This window comes from Kluyvera sp. (genome assembly GCF_965301105.1).
Map to the genome: position 1 here is coordinate 15,449 of NZ_CBDKZX010000020.1, position 19,380 is coordinate 34,828.

Below are 19,380 nucleotides of genomic sequence, written 5' to 3' on the forward strand. Positions count from 1 at the left end.
CAGACAGTTAATGGAAAAAGGAGCGGAATTAAGAACTTTCCGTAACAGGCTAAAAAGGAAGGAAAAGTGTCAGGGTGCAGCGGCTGCCGCACCCTGAAGGGGGTTTTAGTGCTCGCGAGTTTTGCGGAACTCAACGTCAGGATAACGTTCCTGAGTCAGGTTCAGGTTTACCATGGTCGGGGCGATGTAGGTCAGATTATCGCCACCGTCCAGCGCCAGCTGAACTTCGTTTTTACGCTTGAACTCTTCGAATTTCTTCGCGTCTTTACCCTCTACCCAACGGGCGGTGGCGACGTTCACCGATTCGTAAATCGCTTCAACGTTGTATTCGCTTTTCAGACGCGCAACGACCACGTCGAACTGCAGTACACCCACGGCGCCCACGATCAGATCGTTGTTGGCAATCGGACGGAACACCTGCACCGCGCCCTCTTCCGACAGCTGTACCAGCCCTTTCAGCAGCTGTTTCTGCTTCAACGGATCCTTCAAACGGATACGACGGAACAGTTCCGGCGCGAAGTTCGGGATACCGGTGAACTTCATCATCTCGCCCTGAGTAAAGGTGTCGCCGATCTGGATGGTACCGTGGTTGTGCAGCCCGATGATGTCGCCCGGATAGGCTTCTTCAACGTGCGAACGGTCGCCCGCCATAAAGGTCAGCGCGTCGGAGATAACCACATCTTTCGCAGTACGCACCTGGCGCAGCTTCATGCCTTTTTCATATTTACCGGATACCACGCGCATAAACGCCACGCGGTCGCGGTGTTTCGGGTCCATGTTGGCCTGAATTTTAAACACGAAGCCGGAGAACTTCTCATCCTGCGCTTCCACCAGGCGGGTATCGGTTTTACGCGGCATCGGCGCTGGCGCCCACTCCACCAGACCGTCGAGCATATGGTCAACGCCGAAGTTGCCCAGCGCGGTACCGAAGAAGACCGGAGTAATTTCCCCTGCCAGGAACAGCTCTTTATCGAACTCGTTGGACGCACCCTGCACCAGTTCCAGCTCGTCACGCAACTGCTGGGCCAGCTCTTCACCTACCGCCGCGTCCAGCTCAGGACTGTTCAGCCCTTTAACGATACGCACTTCCTGAATGGTGTGGCCTTTACCCGTCTGATACAGATAGGTTTCATCTTTATAGAGGTGGTAAACGCCTTTGAACAGCTTGCCGCAGCCAATCGGCCAGGTAATCGGCGCACAGCCGATTTTCAGCTCGCGCTCAACTTCATCCAGCACTTCCATCGGATCGCGGATATCACGGTCGAGTTTGTTCATGAAGGTCAGGATCGGCGTATCACGCAGACGGGTGACTTCCATCAGCTTGCGGGTACGATCCTCTACGCCTTTCGCGGCGTCGATAACCATCAGACAACAGTCGACCGCTGTCAGCGTACGATAGGTATCCTCGGAGAAGTCTTCGTGCCCCGGGGTGTCCAGCAGGTTCACCAGGCTGTCACGGTATGGGAACTGCATTACGGACGTGGTAATCGAGATACCACGCTGCTTTTCCATCTCCATCCAGTCGGATTTCGCATGCTGGCTGGAACCACGGCCTTTTACCGTACCGGCGGTCTGAATGGCCTGTCCGAATAACAGCACCTTTTCAGTAATCGTCGTTTTACCGGCATCCGGGTGAGAAATAATGGCAAAAGTGCGGCGCTTGGCCACCTCTTGCAAATAAGGAGACAACGTCATAATTCAATCTTCTTAGTAAACGCGGCAACGCGCCGCGCATGTTGAATACGAAAAAATTGCGGCTATTTTACCCATCAAAGGGGGGCTGGCAATCACTGTTTACACAGGAGTCGCTCCAGTTCAGGCAATGAGGTTACCGTCCAGTCAGGCGTGATGCCTTCCGGCAGCGCGCGCTGGTGCGCATTCAGCCAGCAGGTTGCCCAGCCGGCGTTCATTCCACCGCGGATATCAGACTCGGCGGTATCGCCGACCATCAGCACGCGGGAAGGGTCCGGATGACCGGCTTGTTCAAGGGCGTAATCAAAGATCTGGCGATCCGGTTTGGCAACGCCGACTTCTTCAGAAATGATCAGCAAATCAAAGTGATTGCTAAAGCCAGTACGCTCAAGACGCGTTTGCTGTAATGAGGTAAAACCGTTTGTGATAATCCCCATTTTCACTTTGCCTTTCAGGGCATTCAGCAGTGATTTCGCCCCCGGCAAGGGCGCACAAATCTCGGCCATCGCGTTCATAAAAGCATCGTTCAGATCGCCCGGGTGAACGTTCAGACGTTCCGCCCAGCCGGTAAAGCGCTGATGTTGAAGCTGGAGAGAAGTGATCGTGCCGTTCTGGTAATCGACCCACAGCGGCTTATTCACCGCCTGATAGTCCTGGAAATCTTCCGCGGTAAAGGTCACGCTATAGTCGAGAAACATCCGCTGTAAGCCGCTAAACGAGTCAAACGTAAACAGCGTCTCGTCGGCATCGAAGAAAATCCAGTCCCACTTCATCATCTTTTCACCTTGTCTTACATACTGATGGGCATCGCCATAATAATGGCATCCTCGCGGCCTTCTGCCGTGGGATAATAGTTGCGACGGATCGTCGCCTCGTTAAAGCCTAAACTTTCATACAGGGCAATAGCGGCATGATTTGACGCGCGGACTTCCAGCCATAGCGTGACCACGCCCTGGGCTTCTAACGCATCAATGAGATGTTCAAGCAACTCGCGCCCTAGCCCACGGCGCTGATATGCCGGGTCGACGGCAATATTGAACAGCGTCGCTTCATCCAGCACCACCTGCGTGATCGCAAAGGCGGCCATTTCACCGTCGACCGACAGCTGCAGGTTCAGATAGCGCTCTCCCTGATTACTGGCGAAGGTTGTTTCACTCCAGGGAAACGCATGAGCGCGCGTTTCAATCGCGAAGGCGCGGGGTAAATCAGTCGTGCTGAGGGTAGAAATCGTGTTCATGGGCGCAAATTTGTTGCCAAAGCGCGGCGCGCGCGGGCGCGCTGGCTTGCAGTTCATTAAACGGCGGCGTCGAAATCACCGCCCCTTCCAGCGTGACGGGCTCATCATTACCCAGCCGCCAGCAGTGGCAGCGGCTCTCCTGCGGCAGCATCGCGACGCGATCGGGCGTCAGCGGTAAAACCTGGTCCGGCGTCAGACGCAGAGCGCGCAGAATATCGCCCATCAGCGGTTCCGTCAGCGCGGGCAGATCCTCGCCGACAATGACTAAGCGAACGTGCTGTGGAAGCGTAATCGCAATTTCACCCTGCAGCGCCCCAGGGCGACGTAGTGACCACTGAGTAATACCCAACTGTTGTAATTGCCAGTCCCGCCGGGATGTCATGTGCAACGCTCCTGTCTATCAAGGGCGCAAATATAGCAAATTCATCGAAACTGCGCCAATTACACTCTATATACACAAAATCATTCGAGTTGCATCGAGGCGGCAAGCGAATGAATCCCCAGGAGCGTACAAAAGTACGTGACTGGGGTGAATGAGTGCAGCCAACATAGAGGCAACTTGAAGGATGACGTGTATAATCGCGGCCTGAGTTTAATGAGGAACCATTCATGTCTGCTTTTACCCCGGCAAGTGAAGTCTTGCTGCGCCACAGTGACGATTTCGAACAGAGCCGTATTTTCTTTGCCGGCGATCTGCAGGATGACCTGCCCGCACGTCTTGAGACCGCCGCAAGCCGCGCACATACCCAGCAGTTTCACCACTGGCAGGTGCTGAGCCGCCAGATGGGCGACAACGTCCGCTTCGGCCTTGTGGCGCAGGCGGAAGACGTCGCCGACAGCGACACCTTTATCTACTACTGGCCAAAGAACAAACCGGAAGCCCAGTTCCAGCTGATGAACATTCTGTCTCTGCTGCCGGTGGGTACCGATATTTTCGTCATTGGCGAAAACCGCAGCGGCGTGCGCAGCGCCGAACAGATGCTGGCAGAGTTCGCGCCGCTGAATAAAGTCGACAGCGCTCGCCGCTGCGGCCTGTATCACGGTCGTCTGGAAAAACAGCCTTCGTTCGATGCGGAAACATTCTGGGGCGAATATCAGCTTGATAAGCTGACCATTAAGACCCTACCGGGCGTCTTCAGCCGTGACGGGCTGGATGTCGGCAGCCAGCTGCTGCTCTCCACCCTGACACCACACACCAAAGGTAAAGTGCTGGACGTCGGCTGCGGCGCGGGCGTGCTGGCGGCGACGCTGGCCAGCCACTCGCCGAAGGTTCGTTTGACCCTGTGCGATGTGAGCGCTCCGGCGGTCGAAGCCAGCCGCGCAACCCTGGCGGCAAATGGCATTGAAGGCGACGTGCTGGCGAGCAACGTCTTCTCTGAGGTGAACGGTCGTTTCGATATGATCATCTCCAACCCGCCGTTCCACGATGGCATGCAGACCAGCCTGGACGCCGCGCAAACGCTGATTCGTGGCGCCGTGCGTCATCTGAACAGCGGCGGCGAGCTACGCATCGTGGCCAACGCCTTCCTGCCGTATCCGGCAGTGCTGGATGAGACCTTTGGCTTCCATGAAGTCATTGCCCAGACTGGCCGTTTCAAGGTGTACCGCACCGTTATGACCCGTCAGGCGAAAAAAGCCTAATCAATGCAGGCCGGATAAGGCATTTACGCCGCTATCCGGCGCTGCATCGAACAAGGCCGGATGGCGCTAACGCTTATCCGGCCTACAACAAACGGTAAAATCCGCATAAACGCCTTTTTTTTCGGCAATCGCGCAGTCTTCGATAATTAACTATTGACGCACAGCGTAAAATCTCTAGAATTCGCCTCCGTGGTAACGATTCTTTCATAAAGAATCGATGGTATGCGAAGGTGGCGGAATTGGTAGACGCGCTAGCTTCAGGTGTTAGTGTCCTTACGGACGTGGGGGTTCAAGTCCCCCCCCTCGCACCATAATCCACGTTATATCGCTCGCACTGTGCGAAGGTGGCGGAATTGGTAGACGCGCTAGCTTCAGGTGTTAGTGTCCTTACGGACGTGGGGGTTCAAGTCCCCCCCCTCGCACCAGTTTCCTCGTTCTCTTCCTGATTTCCTTTCTCGCTTCATCCCATCGATTTTAAATTCATTATAATCAGTACAATACCGCCAATTAACGCAATACAAGACGGCAACAGTACAAAATGCCTTAGCTGACGATGCCAGATCATCGCACTGCTTAGCAGCAGCCCGCAGACAATCACTCCGCGCCAGACATCGGCAGAAAGCTCCATGGTGCTGAGTAGCGCCATAATCACTCCCGGAAGCACTACGCCCCAACCGCTGCCTAACGTTTTTTGCAACATGACCAGACCTTCAAATGATAATGATTACCAATATCATATAGTCTTTTTTGTCATTTGTCTGCTATTGCGCTAAGGTTTCATATTCATTAATGACATGAATATTATATGGTGTTAAGTTGTCTAAAAAACCAACATGTCAAATATAAAGCAAACGCACAACTCTTCCTGCATTATTGTTGCTTTTGATGCAGTTACTTATTTATTTAAGGCTGACTACAACTTCAAACAATGACTGTACAATCATGGCGCACCCTGCGTGCGCAAAAATATCAGCTAACGTTCCGGCTGTTTTTGTTTCTCAATTTGGTCTCATCGGCGCTGTCGGTGTTCAGTCCGATATATGATGTACATATATTTCCCTTACCGGCAATGCTCATCGCGGTGGGCAGCGGCGCTATGCTGCTGTGGAACTGGCGATACGCGAGAGTAAAACTCAACCTGCCGATAGTTTCGGCAATATTTGGCTGCCTGTGGGGCTGGCATATTTTAAGTAAAACTTTTGTACTCCCCACGGTAAATGATAACTTTCAAATGGTTGCGCTATTTAGCGTGTTATTTGTTGGAACTATTGCCTTTTCAAATAATATCGTTGCCTTTGTGCTGCATTCATTACCGACTTTTATTGTCTGCCTGTTCAGCAGCAATTCGGAAGAGTGGTGGCGAATGGTCTACTGCTTCGCGCTACCATTAATCGGCATTACCATTCAGCACATCATCCAGCGGCGTAACGACAGCTTTGCCCAGGGGTTGATGTACAAACTGCTGGAGGAACGCGAAACGCTGAACGGCCTGAGCATGCTCGACCCACTTACCGGCTTGTATAATCGTCGCGGCTTCCAGTTCCGCCTGGATTCCCTGAAAGCGCTTGGCCCGGCGCAACACTCGGTGCTGCTGCTGGATATCGACCATTTTAAGGCCTACAACGACCACTACGGTCATATGATGGGCGATCAGGCGCTGATGCGTGTTTCTGCCGCGATTCGCAATGCGGTGCGCTCTCGCGACATTGTGACCCGCTACGGTGGCGAAGAGTTTTTGGTCCTGCTGCCGCAGTGTGATCTGAATAATGCCATCCTGACGGCAGAGCGCATTCGTCAGCAGGTCTACGATCTGAAGATCCCACATATGTTTAATGCCAGCGTCGCCACCCATGTCACCGTCAGTATCGGCATTGCCCCGTTAGAGGATAACGATATCGACGCGGCAATCCAGATGGCGGATAAGGCGCTGTACGAAGCCAAACACCAGGGGCGTAACAACGCCCTGACCAGCGAACGGCTTCCCGCCATCTGAGTTCACAAAAAACAAGCGCGAGCGATAAACCGCTTGCGCTTGTTTTTATCTATAGCTAGGATTGCTAATCATTATCATTTAGTTTTGTATCTAGCTAATCCTATGGCCTATCGTTCCGCTCCGATTGCTGATGATCTCATCTGGCGCGCGCCGCTTCCTTCGTGGGAACACGCGTTCGCTGACTCGGTACGCGCGAAAATCGCCGAGCATCGTCCGCATATGCTGGAGATGTTTCGCCTGGACGAGACGCCGCCAGGCAACGCCAGAACGCTAGCCGAGTGGGCAAAACCAACGGAACTGCGTTCTCTGCTGGCTATTTACTCTGATCATATCTACCGCAACCAGCCAACGCAGCCGCGTGAAAACAAGCCGTTGATTTCACTCTGGGCGCAGTGGTATCTCGGCCTGATGGTACCACCGCTGATGCTGGCGTTACTGACCGAAGAATCGGCTATCGCCGTCTCGCCAGAACATATCCACGTCGAATTTCACGAAACCGGCCGTGCAGCCTGCTTCTGGGTCGACGTACGCCACGATCTGCGCGCCAGCCAAAAGCCGCTCGTCGAGCGTATGGATCATCTGGTGATTCAGGGAATCACGCCGGTTATTGAAGCGCTGGAAGCGACTGGCGACATTAATGGAAAGCTTATCTGGAGTAATACCGGTTATTTAATTAACTGGTATCTCGGGGACATGATGGCTTTACTGGGTGAAGAACAGGTGAACCAACTGCGTCAGCGATACTTCTTTAGCAAAACGCTGGCGAATGGTCAGGATAATCCGCTCTGGCGTACCGTTGTGGTAAGAGAAGGTCGTTTGGCGCGGCGTACCTGCTGTCAGCGCTATCGCCTGCCAGACGTCCAGCAATGCGGCGACTGCACGCTAAAATAACCAACGGGGCGATAACGCCCCGTCGATTTTCTAATCATTAAGCAACCTGCTGGCTCTCTTCAGCCGAACGCTGTGCTTCTTCCTCTTCCTGTGCCAGCAACTGTTTCTCATACACCTTGAAGAACGGGTAGTAGATAATTGCCGAAACACAGGCCAGCAACACGACCAGAATCGCCGCACGGAAATCCCAACCTAATGCCCACGCGCCACCGATAGGTGCCGGCGCAGTCCACGGAACAACAGAGATCACTCGGCCAATCAGATCCAGCTTCATTGCGGCCCAAGCCAGAATAGCGTTAACCATCGGCGCTAGCAGGAACGGAATAAAGAACACCGGGTTCATTACGATAGGCGTACCGAAAATCACCGGCTCGTTGATGTTGAACAGGCTTGGCACCACGCTCAGACGGCCAATCGAGCGCAGGTGTGCCGAGCGGCTACGCAGATAGCAGAATACCAGACCCATGGTGGCACCTGAACCGCCGACCACGATGAAGAAGGTCCAGAACGCTTCCATAAAGATGTGCGGCAGAGGTGCCCCTTGCGCCAGCGCGGTCTGGTTCAAACCGAGGTTGGTCAGCCAGAACATCTGCAGCATGCCGGATACAATCGCCGCCCCGTGAATCCCTGCGAACCACAGCAGGTGACCAATCAGTACCGCCAGCAGAATAGCCGGTAAGGAGTCAGCCGCGGACACTAACGGTTTGAACACCGACATGATGGCCTGAGGGATCAGCATATCGAACTGGCTCTGAATAAACAGGCTCAGTGGATAAAGCGTCAGCACCACCACCAGCACAGGAATCAGCAGGTCGAAGGAGTTTTTGATCATCGGCGGCACCTGGTCCGGTAAACGGATCCCGATGTTGCGGATTTTCAGAAAACGCATCATCTCTACGCAATAAACGGCGACGAGGATGGCGGTGAAGATCCCGGTTCCGCCGAGGCTATCTACCGGCAGAGTGCCGTTAGTTTTCGGTGCGGCAACCAGCAGGAAGGCCATAATTGACAGCATCGAACACATGAAGGGATCGAGCTGATTGGTCTTTTCGTAGTGTTTACCTAAGTTGTAGGAGATGGCGGCACAGATATAGATAGACATAATGCCCATCGTCATATCAAACGGCGTCAGAATGCGGCCTTCAAACTGTTTCGCCAGGTCCAGCCATGCGCGAGCAAAGCCCCAGGTGGTATCCGGCGAGAATGGCGGGTATGCGAATACCAGCAAGAACGACCCCACAATCATGAAAGGCATAGCAGAGATAAAGCCGTCACGGATAGCCATGACGTGGCGCTGAGATGAAATACGCCCAGCAACTGGACTAACGTAGTTTTCTACAAAACGAAATATCAAATTAAATGCAGCGTGATTAGCAGACATAGCAGCCCTCCTGACAGGCTTTAGACGTAAGCACAGCAACAACGATTTTGCCGACATACGACTGGGCAAACTGTGAACGCTCTGCGGTTGCAGCAACGCGACCTGACATATTGTTCATAGGGATACAGTTCATATATGGCTCTTATTATGGATACAAAGGAAGTTACCCTCGCAGTATCAATCGACTGAACACGAACCGCAACCGGTTACTGTAACCGGTTGCAGCGAATGTGAAGGAGATCCAGAAATCAAACAATTTTTGCACAACTTAGTCGATATATTTACAACCAAGGTAGCTTTATGACAGAGTGACTCGCCGAAAAATCAGGAGACCATGATGAGCTTACAGTCTGTACGAGAATTCTTTGCCGAGCACGCGCCCGACATCAATATTATCGAGCTTGAGCAAAGCACTGCGACCGTCGCGCTGGCCGCCGCCGCTCACCAGGTTGAGCCTGGACAGATTGCCAAAACTCTGTCGTTAAAGATCAAAGACCGTGTCATTCTGGTGGTCGCCAAAGGCGATGCCCGTCTGGACAATAAAAAGCTGAAAGAAACGTTCGGGGCGAAGGCTCGCATGCTCAGCAGTGATGAAGTCGTCATGCTGACCGGACACCCCGTCGGCGGCGTATGCCCGTTTGGTCTGGAAAACCCGCTGGACGTCTATTGCGATATCTCACTGCAGGCCTATGACGAAGTTCTCCCGGCGGCGGGCACCATTCATAGCGCGGTACGCATCTCTCCGCAAAGAATGGCCAGCCTGACCTCGGCAACGTGGGTTGACGTCTGCTTACCATCATCCCATTAAACAGAATGGGATGGTCTCTGGTTGTATGCGATATTCCTGTCGGGCAGAGACACCAATAAGTCAGCGGCACTCAGCAGTCCAACGTCTGAATTCACACCGAGCTTCGTCATCGCATTGAATTTGTGCGCACGGATAGTTTTGATGTTTCTATCCAGGCGCTGCGCAATTTCCATCAGCGAATAGCCGTAAGTCATATAACGCAGAATAATATTTTCGGTCGGACTCAGACTGCGACTTTCATGATGCAGTAAGGATGCATCAATGTATTCATGACCAAGCGCCGCCTCTCGCAGTAGATCCTGCATACTCTGCTGAAGCTCCGCTAACGGACTGGATTTACTCAGTACTCCGTGAAGATAAGTTGGTGAGAGATGCTTAATAAGTTCTGCCTCTACGCTATCGTTCGCCAGAACGATACGTGTTATTCCGGCGTCATGACGCGCAATCTCCTCCATCGTAAGCAGACACTCAATTCGTGGCTCCCTTGTACCGGGCAGGCAGCAGATTAATACATCAAAAGAGGTCTGACGGAGCGCCAGCTTAAATTCACGAATAGATCGATAAAAGTGAAAAGTAAAATTCCGATAATGAGAATGCGTCAACAGATGACGCAGCCCCATTTCAGCCATCATACAATGTTCTATGATAGCGACGCACTGCTTCCTGCTGTGCTTTTCCATTCCGCTTGTTCCCCATAAGCCGAGTAGAGATTGAGTTCCTTCATCCCTTGATTGCTATTGATCCAGGCATACATTTCCGCATTACTGCGCAATGACAACCGACGCATTGCGCTATTTTTCTGCGCGCTGATCGTCTTGTTGCTCTTTTTCAATAGAGCGGCGATTTGATTAATTCCCCAGCCTTTAGCCAGCAGACGTAATACCTTACGTTCTGATAGCGTAAGCATAATTAATTGATCATTTTCACCATCAATATCATCGTTGTTTTGCATGGAAAGCAGCGTCTGACTGATCTTTTCCGTACTGACGCCCCCCTGCTGGACGGCTTTGATAAGACGTTCAATGGGATCTGAATCTGAAAGCAACGTGCTTTCCGGGCGCATTAAAAACTCAACGGCGAGCGGGTAATATTGCCGACTAATCATGAAGATCCAGTGAATATCACGATATTGGGACAACAGCGTGTAGTATTGTTCGCAAAGCGCGCGAGGGTGTCTGACCTCCCCCGAAAAATCAACAATGACTACGTCAGTACGACGTAACTGAAGTAACGTTAACTCTTCAAGAGACTGGCAAAAATTGAGCTCATAATCAGGAAAATGTGTTTCCATTATCGTACTGAGCCCAGACTGCATTACCGGTATTTTGCTGATAATCACCGCGAATTTGCAGTATTCTGGCGACATAAAACCTCCGTATCCATTCGAAGATTCATTTCCTGAATATAAAATTATTTAATACTATGCAAAGTATTAACAGGAAACTGAACCCATCCGTTTCTATTCCCTTTACTGCAATAAAATTATTATTATGTTGTCGTTACCGGACCAATAAATATTTTGCCACATGGATGTACTGGTGGGATTGACGAAGGTAGTATGACATGTCGTCTGGAAAGCACTAACTTAGAAAATATTAATTGAGTTATAAGAAAAAATTAAAATTCGCGCCCTGTATTTTCTCCTCGTTATTGCATTTTTATTTTGAATTCTTTGGGCGTCATGCCCCCCCGTTTTCTGAAAAAACGGGAAAAATAGGTGACATCACTAAACCCAAGATAGTCAGACACCTGAGTGATGGTCATACTGGTGTACTGTAGGCTTCTTTTGGCCTCCAGCAACAGTCTCTGGTGAAGTACGCTCAGCGCGCTGGCCCCATGGAATTCGCGGCACAGGCAGTTTAAATGGGTTGTCGATACCCCGAGCCGCTGTGCATATTCCGCCAGCGACAAATGCTCGCGATAATGGCTTTCAACCAGCCGCGCAAACTGCCGAAGCACGCCGCGCTTGCGCTCGCTTTTGTCTTCAATCACCTTTGACGGCGTGCCCTGCCGATTTAGCCAAACCAGTAACACGCCCAGTAGTGAATAGAGCATCATCTCGCGCGCATCGTTCTCGTGCGTATACTCCTCAAGCAGCGTCGTAAACACCGACCGAATATGACGACTTGAACGCTTAACCGGAATACATCCTGGCTGGCTAAGCACATCAAGCTGGCCACCGAACTGCGCCTCCAGCTTGCTCAGCAATGGAAGCGCTAGCGACAGCACGTAGCCCTGGGTACCGGGTGAAAAGCGAAAACCGTGCACGCACAGCGACGGCACAACCTGGATACTGGACTCGTTGACCACGTAGCGCTCGCCCTCCACTTCAATTTCCGCCTGCCCCTTGTGCAAATAGAGCAACTGCACCAGTTCCGCATGCTGATGCACGCGGATATGCCACTCATACAGGCTGCTGCGCTGGAGTATCGACTCACAGTGCAACAGGTCAGGCGTGGGCCAGCCTATCTGCTCACCATAGAGCTTAAAGACCGGCACGATATCCGACTGTGGTGTCGCCACGCCCGCACGCTTCATGTTCTATTCCACTGTTTCATAAGGCAACCCAACATAGTTCTCCGCAATGGTCGTCAGCCCGGCGCGCGATCCCAGATAATACTGGCGATCCGCCTCCTGCATTTTTCTGTCGAACGCGCTCTTGTCCTGGAAATCGTGTAGCAGATGCGTCATAAACCAGCTAAAGCGTTCGCCTTTCCACACCCGGTTCAGCGCCAGCTGCGAATAGTGGCTAAGCAAATCTTCGCGGCCATGGCGGTAGTACTGACGCAAAATACGCCACAGATAATTCACATCCGACACCGCCAGGTTCAACCCTTTGGCGCCCGTCGGTGGGACAATGTGCGCCGCATCACCGACAAGGAACATTCGGCCATACTGCATTGGCTCCACCACATAGCTACGCAGCGGCGCGATGCTCTTCTCAAGTGAGTGACCAGTCACTAACTTCTGACTCAATTCATCCGGCAGACGACGTTTCAATTCTTCCCAGAAGCGTTCATCAGACCACTGCTCGACCTTATCGCTGAGCGGGACCTGGAGATAGTAGCGGCTTCTTGTTAGTGAGCGCTGACTACACAATACAAACCCACGTTCATGGTGAGCATAAATAAGCTCGTGGTTTACCGGCGGCGTATCCGCGAGCAGCCCCAGCCAGCCGAACGGCCAGATACTTTCGTACTCGCGCAGAATCTCGCGGGGAATGCTCTGTCGCGAAACACCGTGGAACCCGTCGCAACCCGCGACAAAATCACATTCCAGCCGACACGTTTCGCCATTTTTCACAAACGTCACACAAGGTTTATCACTCTTGAGATCGTGCAGCTCGACCTGTTCTACGCCATAAATGGTCTGGGCGCCGCACGCCTGTCGCGCCTCCATTAAATCGCGCGTCACTTCAGTCTGGCCGTAAACCATCACCGTTTTCCCCCCCGTGAGCTCGCTCAGCGGCACGGGAATGCGCTGGTTGGCAAACAGAAACTCCACGCCGTGGTGAATCAGCCCTTCGGCGTCCATGCGGCGAGAAACTCCCGCTTCACGCAGCAACTCAACGGTACCGTTTTCCAGAATGCCCGCGCGAATGCGCCCCAGTACATACTCCGGCGTCTGGCGCTCAAGGATAACGGTTTTAATCCCGGCGTTATGCAGCAGCTGGCCTAACAGCAGCCCCGAAGGCCCGGCACCGATAATGGCGACTTGCGTGTTCATAGGGTGACCTCACATTCTGGTTAATTATTTGTTTGTTTTGTGTATACATAAAGTTTCAGAATGCATTTTTGATAAGTCAGTAACGAAAAAGAAGGCCAGAATCCGTTCAAAATTTGCACTTTCGAACAGTTTTGCAAAAGTGTGGGCGATATCAACTCTTCGCCCTCTGGTGACGAACGCTGAATTTTTGCACATTGTTTGATCCGGCACGGAGAGTACAGACCAACTCTTCGGGTACAAGTAGGTCATTACACAGGCGTTTTGGGTACCAGGGTGCTTATGGAAGTCGATCAGTCAGAACAACGCATCGTTACGCGGCTATGTATTCAGTGCGGGCTTTTTTTATTGCAGCACGGGGCGGAGAGCGCCCTGGTGGAGGAGTTGTCAACGCGGCTGGGCCGGGCGCTGGGGATGGACAGCGTCGAAAGCGCCATCTCATCGAACGCCATCGTGCTAACCACCATCAAGGATGGTCTCTGCCTGACGTCCACGCGTAAAAACAGCGATCGCGGCATTAACATGCACGTGGTCACCGAAGTACAGCACATCGTCATCATGGCCGAGCACAAGCTGCTGGACTATAAAGATGTCGGTAAACGTTTTGCGCAGATAAAACCGCTTCGCTATCCGCGCTGGCTGGTCGTGCTGATGGTCGGGCTATCGTGCGCCTGCTTCTGCAAGCTGAACAACGGCGGCTGGGACGGCGCGCTGGTCACCTTCTGCGCCAGTACTATTGCCATGTACATCCGCCAGTTGCTCACGCACCGTTCCATGCATCCGCAGATTAACTTTGGGCTGACCGCCTTCGTGGCGACCACCGTCTCCGGTCTGATGCTACAGTTGCCCGCCTTTCATCAGACTTCGACCGTCGCCATGGCGGCCAGCGTCCTGCTGCTGGTGCCGGGCTTCCCGCTAATTAATGCCGTCGCCGACATGTTCAAAGGGCATATCAACACCGGCCTGGCGCGCTGGGCGATTGCCAGTCTGTTAACCCTTGCCACCTGTGTCGGCGTGGTGATGGCCATGACCTTATGGGGGCTGCGCGGATGGGTGTAATCGATTTTGTACTGCTGCTGGCGCAGGACATGGTGCTGTCGGCCATTCCAGCGGTTGGTTTCGCCATGGTCTTTAACGTGCCGCACCGCGCGCTGCCGTGGTGCGCGCTGCTGGGGGCCATCGGCCATGCTTCGCGTTTTTGCATGATGACCGCGGGCTTCAATATCGAATGGGCCACCTTCCTGGCCGCCATGCTGGTGGGCAGCATCGGCATCCAGTGGTCGCGCTGGTATCTGGCGCATCCGAAAATATTCACCGTGGCCGCTGTCATCCCGATGTTCCCCGGAATTTCGGCCTACACGGCCATGATCTCGGCGGTCAAAATCAGCCATTTTGGCTATTCCGAAGAGCTGATGATCACCCTGCTAAGTAACTTCCTGAAGGCGTCGTCCATCGTTGGCGCGCTCTCCATCGGCCTGTCGATTCCCGGGCTGTGGCTGTATCGCAAGCGCCCACGGGTGTGATCCTGGGGGCGGTGCTGGAGAGTGCCGCCCTTCCCCCAGCTTGTGCTACTATGTGCAGTATTCGTGCGGATTTCCCGCACCCTTCCCGTATTTTTCAGTATTGAGATAGTGTGTTATGTCTTCTCGTATTTTAACGCCAAACGTGATTGGTATTGACGCTTTCGTGGCCGATCCGGCAGCCATTCTTGCGCAAACCCAGGGCGGCGCGATCGCCGTGTTTGCCAATAATGCGCCGGCGTTCTATGCCGTCACGCCGGAGCGATTGGCGCAATTGCTGGCGCTGGAAGAAAAGCTTGCCCGTCCGGGCAGCGACGTGACGCTGGACGCCCAGTTCTTTGAAGAACCCACGGCGGCACCGGTCTCCGTACCGATGGGAAAATTTGCCATGTACGCAGGATGGCAGCCCGATGCCGAGTTTCTGCGTCTTTCCGCGCTGTGGGGGATCGCCTTAAGCGAGCCGGTCACGCCGGAAGAGCTGGCCTCCTTCGTCGCATACTGGCAGGCGGAAGGCAAAGTCTTCCACCACGTGCAGTGGCAGCAAAAATTAGCGCGCAGCGTACAGATGGGCCGGGCGAATAATAGTGGCCAGATGCGGCGCGACGTTAACGCGGTCAGCGAACCTGACCGTCAGATTCCACCGGGTTTCAGAGGTTGAGCATGAAAAACGTTGGCGAATTAATGAAACGCCTGCAAAAGATGATGCCGGCGCATATTGAACCCGCCTTTAAAACGGGCGAAGAGCTGCTGGCCTGGCAGAAAGAACAGGGCGAGATCCGCGCGGCGGCGCTGGCGCGTGAAAACCGCGCGATGAAAATGCAGCGTACCTTTAACCGCTCCGGCATTCGTCCGCTGCACCAGAACTGCTCGTTCGATAACTATCGCGTGGAAAACGAAGGCCAGATGAACGCGCTGGCGAAAGCGCGGCAGTACGTTGACGAATTCGACGGCAATATCGCGAGCTTTATCTTCTCCGGCAAGCCAGGCACCGGTAAAAACCATCTTGCCGCCGCCATCTGCAACGAACTGCTGCTGCGTGGGAAATCAGTGCTGATTATTACCGTCGCCGATATTATGTCGGCAATGAAAGAGACCTTCAGCAACCGTGAAACCAGCGAAGAACAGCTGTTAAGCGACTTAAGCAACGTTGACCTGCTGGTCATCGATGAGATCGGCATGCAGACCGAATCGCGCTATGAGAAGGTGATCATCAACCAGATTGTCGATCGCCGCTCGTCGTCCAAGCGCCCGACCGGCATGCTCACCAACAGCAATCTCGACGAAATGAACAAGCTGCTGGGTGAACGAGTAATGGACCGCATGCGCCTCGGTAACAGCCTGTGGGTCATCTTCAATTGGGAAAGTTACCGCAGCCGGGTGACCGGGAAAGAGTATTAAGATATATCTGATGAATGACAGGCGTATACTTATCACGTCCATTTATAATTGCACACACGAGTAGACCCCATGAAATCTGTAAAATCGATGCTTTGCCGCGTAATCATTGCCAGCGCGTTTATTTCTACCGCTGCGAGCGCCGTATCGTTGAATGATCTGAGTAGCGCAGCCAGCTCCCTCGCCGGCAGCAGCAGCTCGTCACAGAGCGGCGGAACGTCCATCTCAACGCTGACCAGTCTGCTTAACGGTGGCAGTCAGTCGCTGAGCGCCAGCAGCATGAACAATGCCGCCGGCATCATGGGGTACTGCGCGAAAGAAAAACTGACTTCCGTCGCCAACGTGGATAACGTAAAAAATCAGGTACTGGATAAACTGGGCCTCAACACCGCGACTGAGCAAAAGAAAGATACCGGCTACATGGAAGGCCTTGAGGGGCTGCTGAACGCCAAAGACGGTCAGAAACTCGATCTCGACAGCCTTGGGAATACCGAACTGGGTAAAAAAGTGAAAGCAAAAGCCTGTGATTTCGTCCTGAAACAAGGTGTTAGCTTCATTTCCTGATAGTCAATCTGGGTGGCGGGACTCACACTCGCCGCCCGAAATCGCTCAAATAACGCTCATTTCTAAACCAATTCCGAATAACAGCACACTTTCACTACGTTAGAATTGCAGACAGATGACGGCACAATTACATTGTGAAGTTACTTTCTGTGTAGCCAGAAAACCTGGCGCGGTTGAGGACGTGTAGTGTCAGAGTTGTTATCCCTCGTTCTGTTTCTGGCTTCCATTGCGATATACGCCTGGAAGGCAGGGCGCAATAAGTGGTGGTTTGCCGCCACGTTAACGGTACTGGGCCTGTTTGTGGTCCTGAATATTACCCTGTATGCCAGCGACTACTTTACCGGTGACGGTATCAACGATGCGGTGCTCTATACGCTGACCAACAGCCTGACAGGCGCGGGCGTCAGCAAATACATTCTTCCTGGAGTCGGCCTCGTCGTCGCGCTGGTCGCCGTTTTTAGCGCGCTAGGCTGGCTACTGCGCCGACGCCGTCATCATCCCCACCATTTTGGCTACAGCCTGCTGGCGCTGATTCTGGCCGTCGGCTCGGTCGACGCCAGCCCGGCGTTCCGCCAGATTAGCGAACTGGTAAAATCCCAGTCGCGCGACGGCGATCCTGATTTCTCGGCCTACTATAAAGAGCCGTCGAAAACGATCCCGAACCCTAAGCTGAACCTCGTCTATATCTACGGCGAGAGCCTGGAACGCACCTACTTTGACAACGATGCCTTCCCTAACCTGACGCCAGAGCTGGGCGAGCTGAAAAACCAGAGCCTGGATTTCAGCCATACCATGCAGCTGCCGGGTACCGATTACACCATTGCCGGCATGGTTGCCTCCCAGTGCGGCATCCCGCTGTTCGCGCCGTTCGAAGGCAACGCCTCCGCATCGCTGTCGAGCTTCTTCCCGCAAAATATCTGCCTTGGCGATATCCTTAAAAACTCCGGCTACGAAAACTATTTCGTGCAGGGCGCCAACCTGCGTTTCGCCGGCAAAGACGTGTTCCTGAAATCGCACGGCTTCGACAATCTGTACGGCGCGGAAGAGCTGAAAACCACCGTTGCGGACCCGGCCTACAAAAACGACTGGGGCTACTACGACGATACCGTTCTCGACGAAGCATGGAAGAAATTTGAGACGCTATCCCGCGAAGGCAAGCGCTTCTCGCTGTTCACCTTAACCGTCGATACCCACCACCCCGACGGTTTTATCTCACGTACCTGCAATCGCAAAAAATACGATATCAACGGTAAAGCCAACCAGTCGTTCAGCGCAGTGACCTGTAGCCAGGAAAATATTGCGGAATTTATTAATAAAATCAAAGCGTCCCCCTGGTTTAAAAATACGATTATCGTGGTTTCTTCCGACCATCTGGCGATGAAAAACACCGCCTGGGACTACCTGAATAAACAAGACCGCAGCAATCTGTTCTTTGTGATTCGCGGTGATAAACCCGACGAGCAGGACGTGCTGGCGGTAAAACGTAACACCATGGATAACGGCGCAACGGTATTGGATATGCTCGGCGGCGACAACTTTATCGGCCTGGGCCGCAGCAGCCTGTCCGGGCAGTCGCTGTCTGAAGTGTTCCTGAACATGAAAGAGAAGGTGCTGGCGTGGAAACCAGACATTATTCGCCTGTGGAACTTCCCGAAAGAGATCAAAAACTTCTCTATCGACACCCAGAAAAACATGATTGCTTTTTCCGGGAGCCACTTCCGCCTGCCGCTGCTGCTGCGCGTGTCGGATAACCGCGTTGAGCCGCTGCCGGAAAGCGAATACTCCGCGCCGCTGCGCTACCAGCTGGCCGATTTTGCCCCACGTGATAACTTCGTTTGGGTCGATCGCTGCTACAAAATGGCGCAACAGTGGTCACCAAATCTGGCGTTGTCTACCGACTGGTGCGTGTCGCAGGGCCAACTTGGCGGCGAGCAAAAAGTACAGCACGTCGACAAAACGCAGTGGAACGGTAAAACCGAGTTTAAAGACACGGTGATCGATATGGTGCGCTACAAAGGCAACGTCGATTCATTGAAAACCGTCGACAACGATATCCGCTACAAAGCCGATAGCTTTATCTTTAACGTCGCGGGCGCGCCGGAAGAAGTGAAAAGCTTTAGCGGCATCTCTCGCCCGGAAGCCTGGGGCCGCTGGTCCAACGCCCAGCTTGGCGAGGAGGTAAAAATTGAGTATCAGCACCCGCTACCGAAGCGCTTCGACCTGGTGATCACTGCCAAAGCCTTTGGGCCAAACGCGGATAAACCGATCCCGGTTCGCGTGGGCAACAGCGAACAGACAATCACGCTTAGCCACGATGTGACCACCACTACGCTGCACTTCGACAACCCGTCGGCTGCCAGCACGCTGGTCATTGTGCCGCCAGACCCGCAGTCAACTAACGAGGGCAATATCCTCGGCCACTCTCCGCGCCAGCTAGGTATAGGAATGGTGGAAATCAAAGTGATCGATGCGCAAGGCTAATACATGAAGCGCGTGGGGGCATAACGCCCCCCTTTCCCTCACCTACTTTCGTAA

At 53.3% G+C, this 19,380-nt stretch carries 20 protein-coding genes and 2 tRNA genes; 12 read left to right on the plus strand and 10 right to left on the minus strand.

All coding sequences use genetic code 11. The annotated features are described in order from the left end of the window. Nucleotides 1–105 precede the first annotated feature (105 nt). The 4 genes from prfC to ACW14G_RS09970 all read right to left on the minus strand — a co-directional run bounded on the left by prfC (nucleotide 106) and on the right by ACW14G_RS09970 (nucleotide 3,311). Nucleotides 106–1,695 carry a peptide chain release factor 3 gene (gene prfC, locus ACW14G_RS09955; protein ID WP_347289784.1) on the minus strand — a complete coding sequence of 530 codons (1,590 nt, stop codon included), beginning with the start codon at nucleotides 1,693–1,695 and terminating at the stop codon, nucleotides 106–108. 92 nt (nucleotides 1,696–1,787) lie between these two features. Beyond that, the gene (gene yjjG / locus ACW14G_RS09960) at nucleotides 1,788–2,465 is read right to left on the minus strand and encodes a pyrimidine 5'-nucleotidase (RefSeq protein WP_249023369.1); all 678 of its coding nucleotides are present in this window, start codon (nucleotides 2,463–2,465) and stop codon (nucleotides 1,788–1,790) included. Nucleotides 2,466–2,482: 17 nt separating this feature from the next. Then, nucleotides 2,483–2,929, minus strand: coding sequence for a ribosomal protein S18-alanine N-acetyltransferase (gene rimI / locus ACW14G_RS09965; protein WP_249022363.1), 447 nt, complete (start codon nucleotides 2,927–2,929; stop codon nucleotides 2,483–2,485). After that, on the minus strand, nucleotides 2,898–3,311 hold the full coding sequence (locus ACW14G_RS09970; RefSeq protein ID WP_167576944.1) for a DNA polymerase III subunit psi: 414 nt from the start codon (nucleotides 3,309–3,311) through the stop codon (nucleotides 2,898–2,900). The genes rimI and ACW14G_RS09970 overlap by 32 nt, the downstream gene beginning before the upstream one ends. Before the next feature lie 227 nt (nucleotides 3,312–3,538). Between ACW14G_RS09970 and rsmC the strand changes: the two genes are divergently transcribed. From rsmC to ACW14G_RS09985, 3 genes are all read left to right on the plus strand, one after another. Continuing rightward, nucleotides 3,539–4,570 carry a 16S rRNA (guanine(1207)-N(2))-methyltransferase RsmC gene (rsmC, locus tag ACW14G_RS09975; RefSeq protein ID WP_249022364.1) on the plus strand — a complete coding sequence of 344 codons (1,032 nt, stop codon included), beginning with the start codon at nucleotides 3,539–3,541 and terminating at the stop codon, nucleotides 4,568–4,570. A gap of 224 nt (nucleotides 4,571–4,794) precedes the next feature. Further along, nucleotides 4,795–4,881, plus strand: a tRNA-Leu gene (locus tag ACW14G_RS09980). Nucleotides 4,882–4,908: 27 nt separating this feature from the next. Next, nucleotides 4,909–4,995, plus strand: a tRNA-Leu gene (locus ACW14G_RS09985). A gap of 35 nt (nucleotides 4,996–5,030) precedes the next feature. Here the strand turns inward: ACW14G_RS09985 and ACW14G_RS09990 are convergent. Next, a complete protein-coding gene (locus tag ACW14G_RS09990) occupies nucleotides 5,031–5,270 on the minus strand; it encodes a DUF1435 domain-containing protein (protein WP_163448816.1) in 240 nt (79 codons plus the stop codon). Nucleotides 5,271–5,498: 228 nt separating this feature from the next. On the opposite strand from ACW14G_RS09990, the gene ACW14G_RS09995 reads away from it, so the two are divergent. Next, complete coding sequence (locus tag ACW14G_RS09995; protein WP_163448817.1) at nucleotides 5,499–6,563, plus strand: GGDEF domain-containing protein; 1,065 nt, start codon at nucleotides 5,499–5,501, stop codon at nucleotides 6,561–6,563. Between the two features lie 102 nt (nucleotides 6,564–6,665). Beyond that, complete coding sequence (gene fhuF / locus ACW14G_RS10000) at nucleotides 6,666–7,454, plus strand: siderophore-iron reductase FhuF (protein ID WP_249022365.1); 789 nt, start codon at nucleotides 6,666–6,668, stop codon at nucleotides 7,452–7,454. Between the two features lie 37 nt (nucleotides 7,455–7,491). On the opposite strand, the gene ACW14G_RS10005 is transcribed toward fhuF, so the two are convergent. Then, nucleotides 7,492–8,835 carry a PTS sugar transporter subunit IIC gene (locus ACW14G_RS10005; RefSeq protein ID WP_163448819.1) on the minus strand — a complete coding sequence of 448 codons (1,344 nt, stop codon included), beginning with the start codon at nucleotides 8,833–8,835 and terminating at the stop codon, nucleotides 7,492–7,494. 337 nt (nucleotides 8,836–9,172) lie between these two features. On the opposite strand from ACW14G_RS10005, the gene ACW14G_RS10010 reads away from it, so the two are divergent. Beyond that, nucleotides 9,173–9,643, plus strand: a complete 471-nt coding sequence (locus tag ACW14G_RS10010) for a YbaK/EbsC family protein (RefSeq protein ID WP_249023370.1) — start codon at nucleotides 9,173–9,175, stop codon at nucleotides 9,641–9,643. On the opposite strand, the gene bglJ is transcribed toward ACW14G_RS10010, so the two are convergent. From bglJ to pobA, 4 genes are all read right to left on the minus strand, one after another. Continuing rightward, on the minus strand, nucleotides 9,640–10,275 hold the full coding sequence (gene bglJ, locus ACW14G_RS10015; RefSeq protein ID WP_249022366.1) for a DNA-binding transcriptional activator BglJ: 636 nt from the start codon (nucleotides 10,273–10,275) through the stop codon (nucleotides 9,640–9,642). The genes ACW14G_RS10010 and bglJ overlap by 4 nt on opposite strands. Before the next feature lie 8 nt (nucleotides 10,276–10,283). Further along, complete coding sequence (locus tag ACW14G_RS10020; protein ID WP_163448822.1) at nucleotides 10,284–11,009, minus strand: response regulator transcription factor; 726 nt, start codon at nucleotides 11,007–11,009, stop codon at nucleotides 10,284–10,286. A 281-nt stretch (nucleotides 11,010–11,290) separates the two neighbouring features. After that, nucleotides 11,291–12,181, minus strand: a complete 891-nt coding sequence (locus ACW14G_RS10025; protein WP_249022367.1) for a helix-turn-helix domain-containing protein — start codon at nucleotides 12,179–12,181, stop codon at nucleotides 11,291–11,293. 3 nt (nucleotides 12,182–12,184) lie between these two features. Beyond that, the gene (gene pobA / locus ACW14G_RS10030) at nucleotides 12,185–13,369 is read right to left on the minus strand and encodes a 4-hydroxybenzoate 3-monooxygenase (protein WP_223803378.1); all 1,185 of its coding nucleotides are present in this window, start codon (nucleotides 13,367–13,369) and stop codon (nucleotides 12,185–12,187) included. Nucleotides 13,370–13,648: 279 nt separating this feature from the next. Here pobA and ACW14G_RS10035 point away from each other — a divergent pair, with 279 nt between their 5' ends. The 6 genes from ACW14G_RS10035 (at nucleotide 13,649) to opgB (ending at nucleotide 19,326) form a co-directional block, all read left to right on the plus strand. Next, nucleotides 13,649–14,425 carry a threonine/serine exporter family protein gene (locus ACW14G_RS10035; RefSeq protein WP_163448825.1) on the plus strand — a complete coding sequence of 259 codons (777 nt, stop codon included), beginning with the start codon at nucleotides 13,649–13,651 and terminating at the stop codon, nucleotides 14,423–14,425. After that, nucleotides 14,416–14,889: a threonine/serine exporter gene (locus ACW14G_RS10040; protein ID WP_163448826.1), complete on the plus strand. Its 474-nt coding sequence runs from the start codon at nucleotides 14,416–14,418 to the stop codon at nucleotides 14,887–14,889. The genes ACW14G_RS10035 and ACW14G_RS10040 overlap by 10 nt, the downstream gene beginning before the upstream one ends. 115 nt (nucleotides 14,890–15,004) lie before the next feature. Continuing rightward, nucleotides 15,005–15,544, plus strand: coding sequence for a primosomal protein DnaT (gene dnaT / locus ACW14G_RS10045; protein ID WP_249022368.1), 540 nt, complete (start codon nucleotides 15,005–15,007; stop codon nucleotides 15,542–15,544). Nucleotides 15,545–15,546: 2 nt separating this feature from the next. After that, complete coding sequence (gene dnaC / locus ACW14G_RS10050) at nucleotides 15,547–16,284, plus strand: DNA replication protein DnaC (protein ID WP_163448828.1); 738 nt, start codon at nucleotides 15,547–15,549, stop codon at nucleotides 16,282–16,284. 69 nt (nucleotides 16,285–16,353) lie between these two features. Continuing rightward, complete coding sequence (locus ACW14G_RS10055; protein ID WP_163448829.1) at nucleotides 16,354–16,845, plus strand: DUF2501 domain-containing protein; 492 nt, start codon at nucleotides 16,354–16,356, stop codon at nucleotides 16,843–16,845. Between the two features lie 186 nt (nucleotides 16,846–17,031). Continuing rightward, nucleotides 17,032–19,326 carry a phosphatidylglycerol--membrane-oligosaccharide glycerophosphotransferase gene (gene opgB, locus ACW14G_RS10060; RefSeq protein WP_249022369.1) on the plus strand — a complete coding sequence of 765 codons (2,295 nt, stop codon included), beginning with the start codon at nucleotides 17,032–17,034 and terminating at the stop codon, nucleotides 19,324–19,326. Nucleotides 19,327–19,380: the final 54 nt, after the last annotated feature.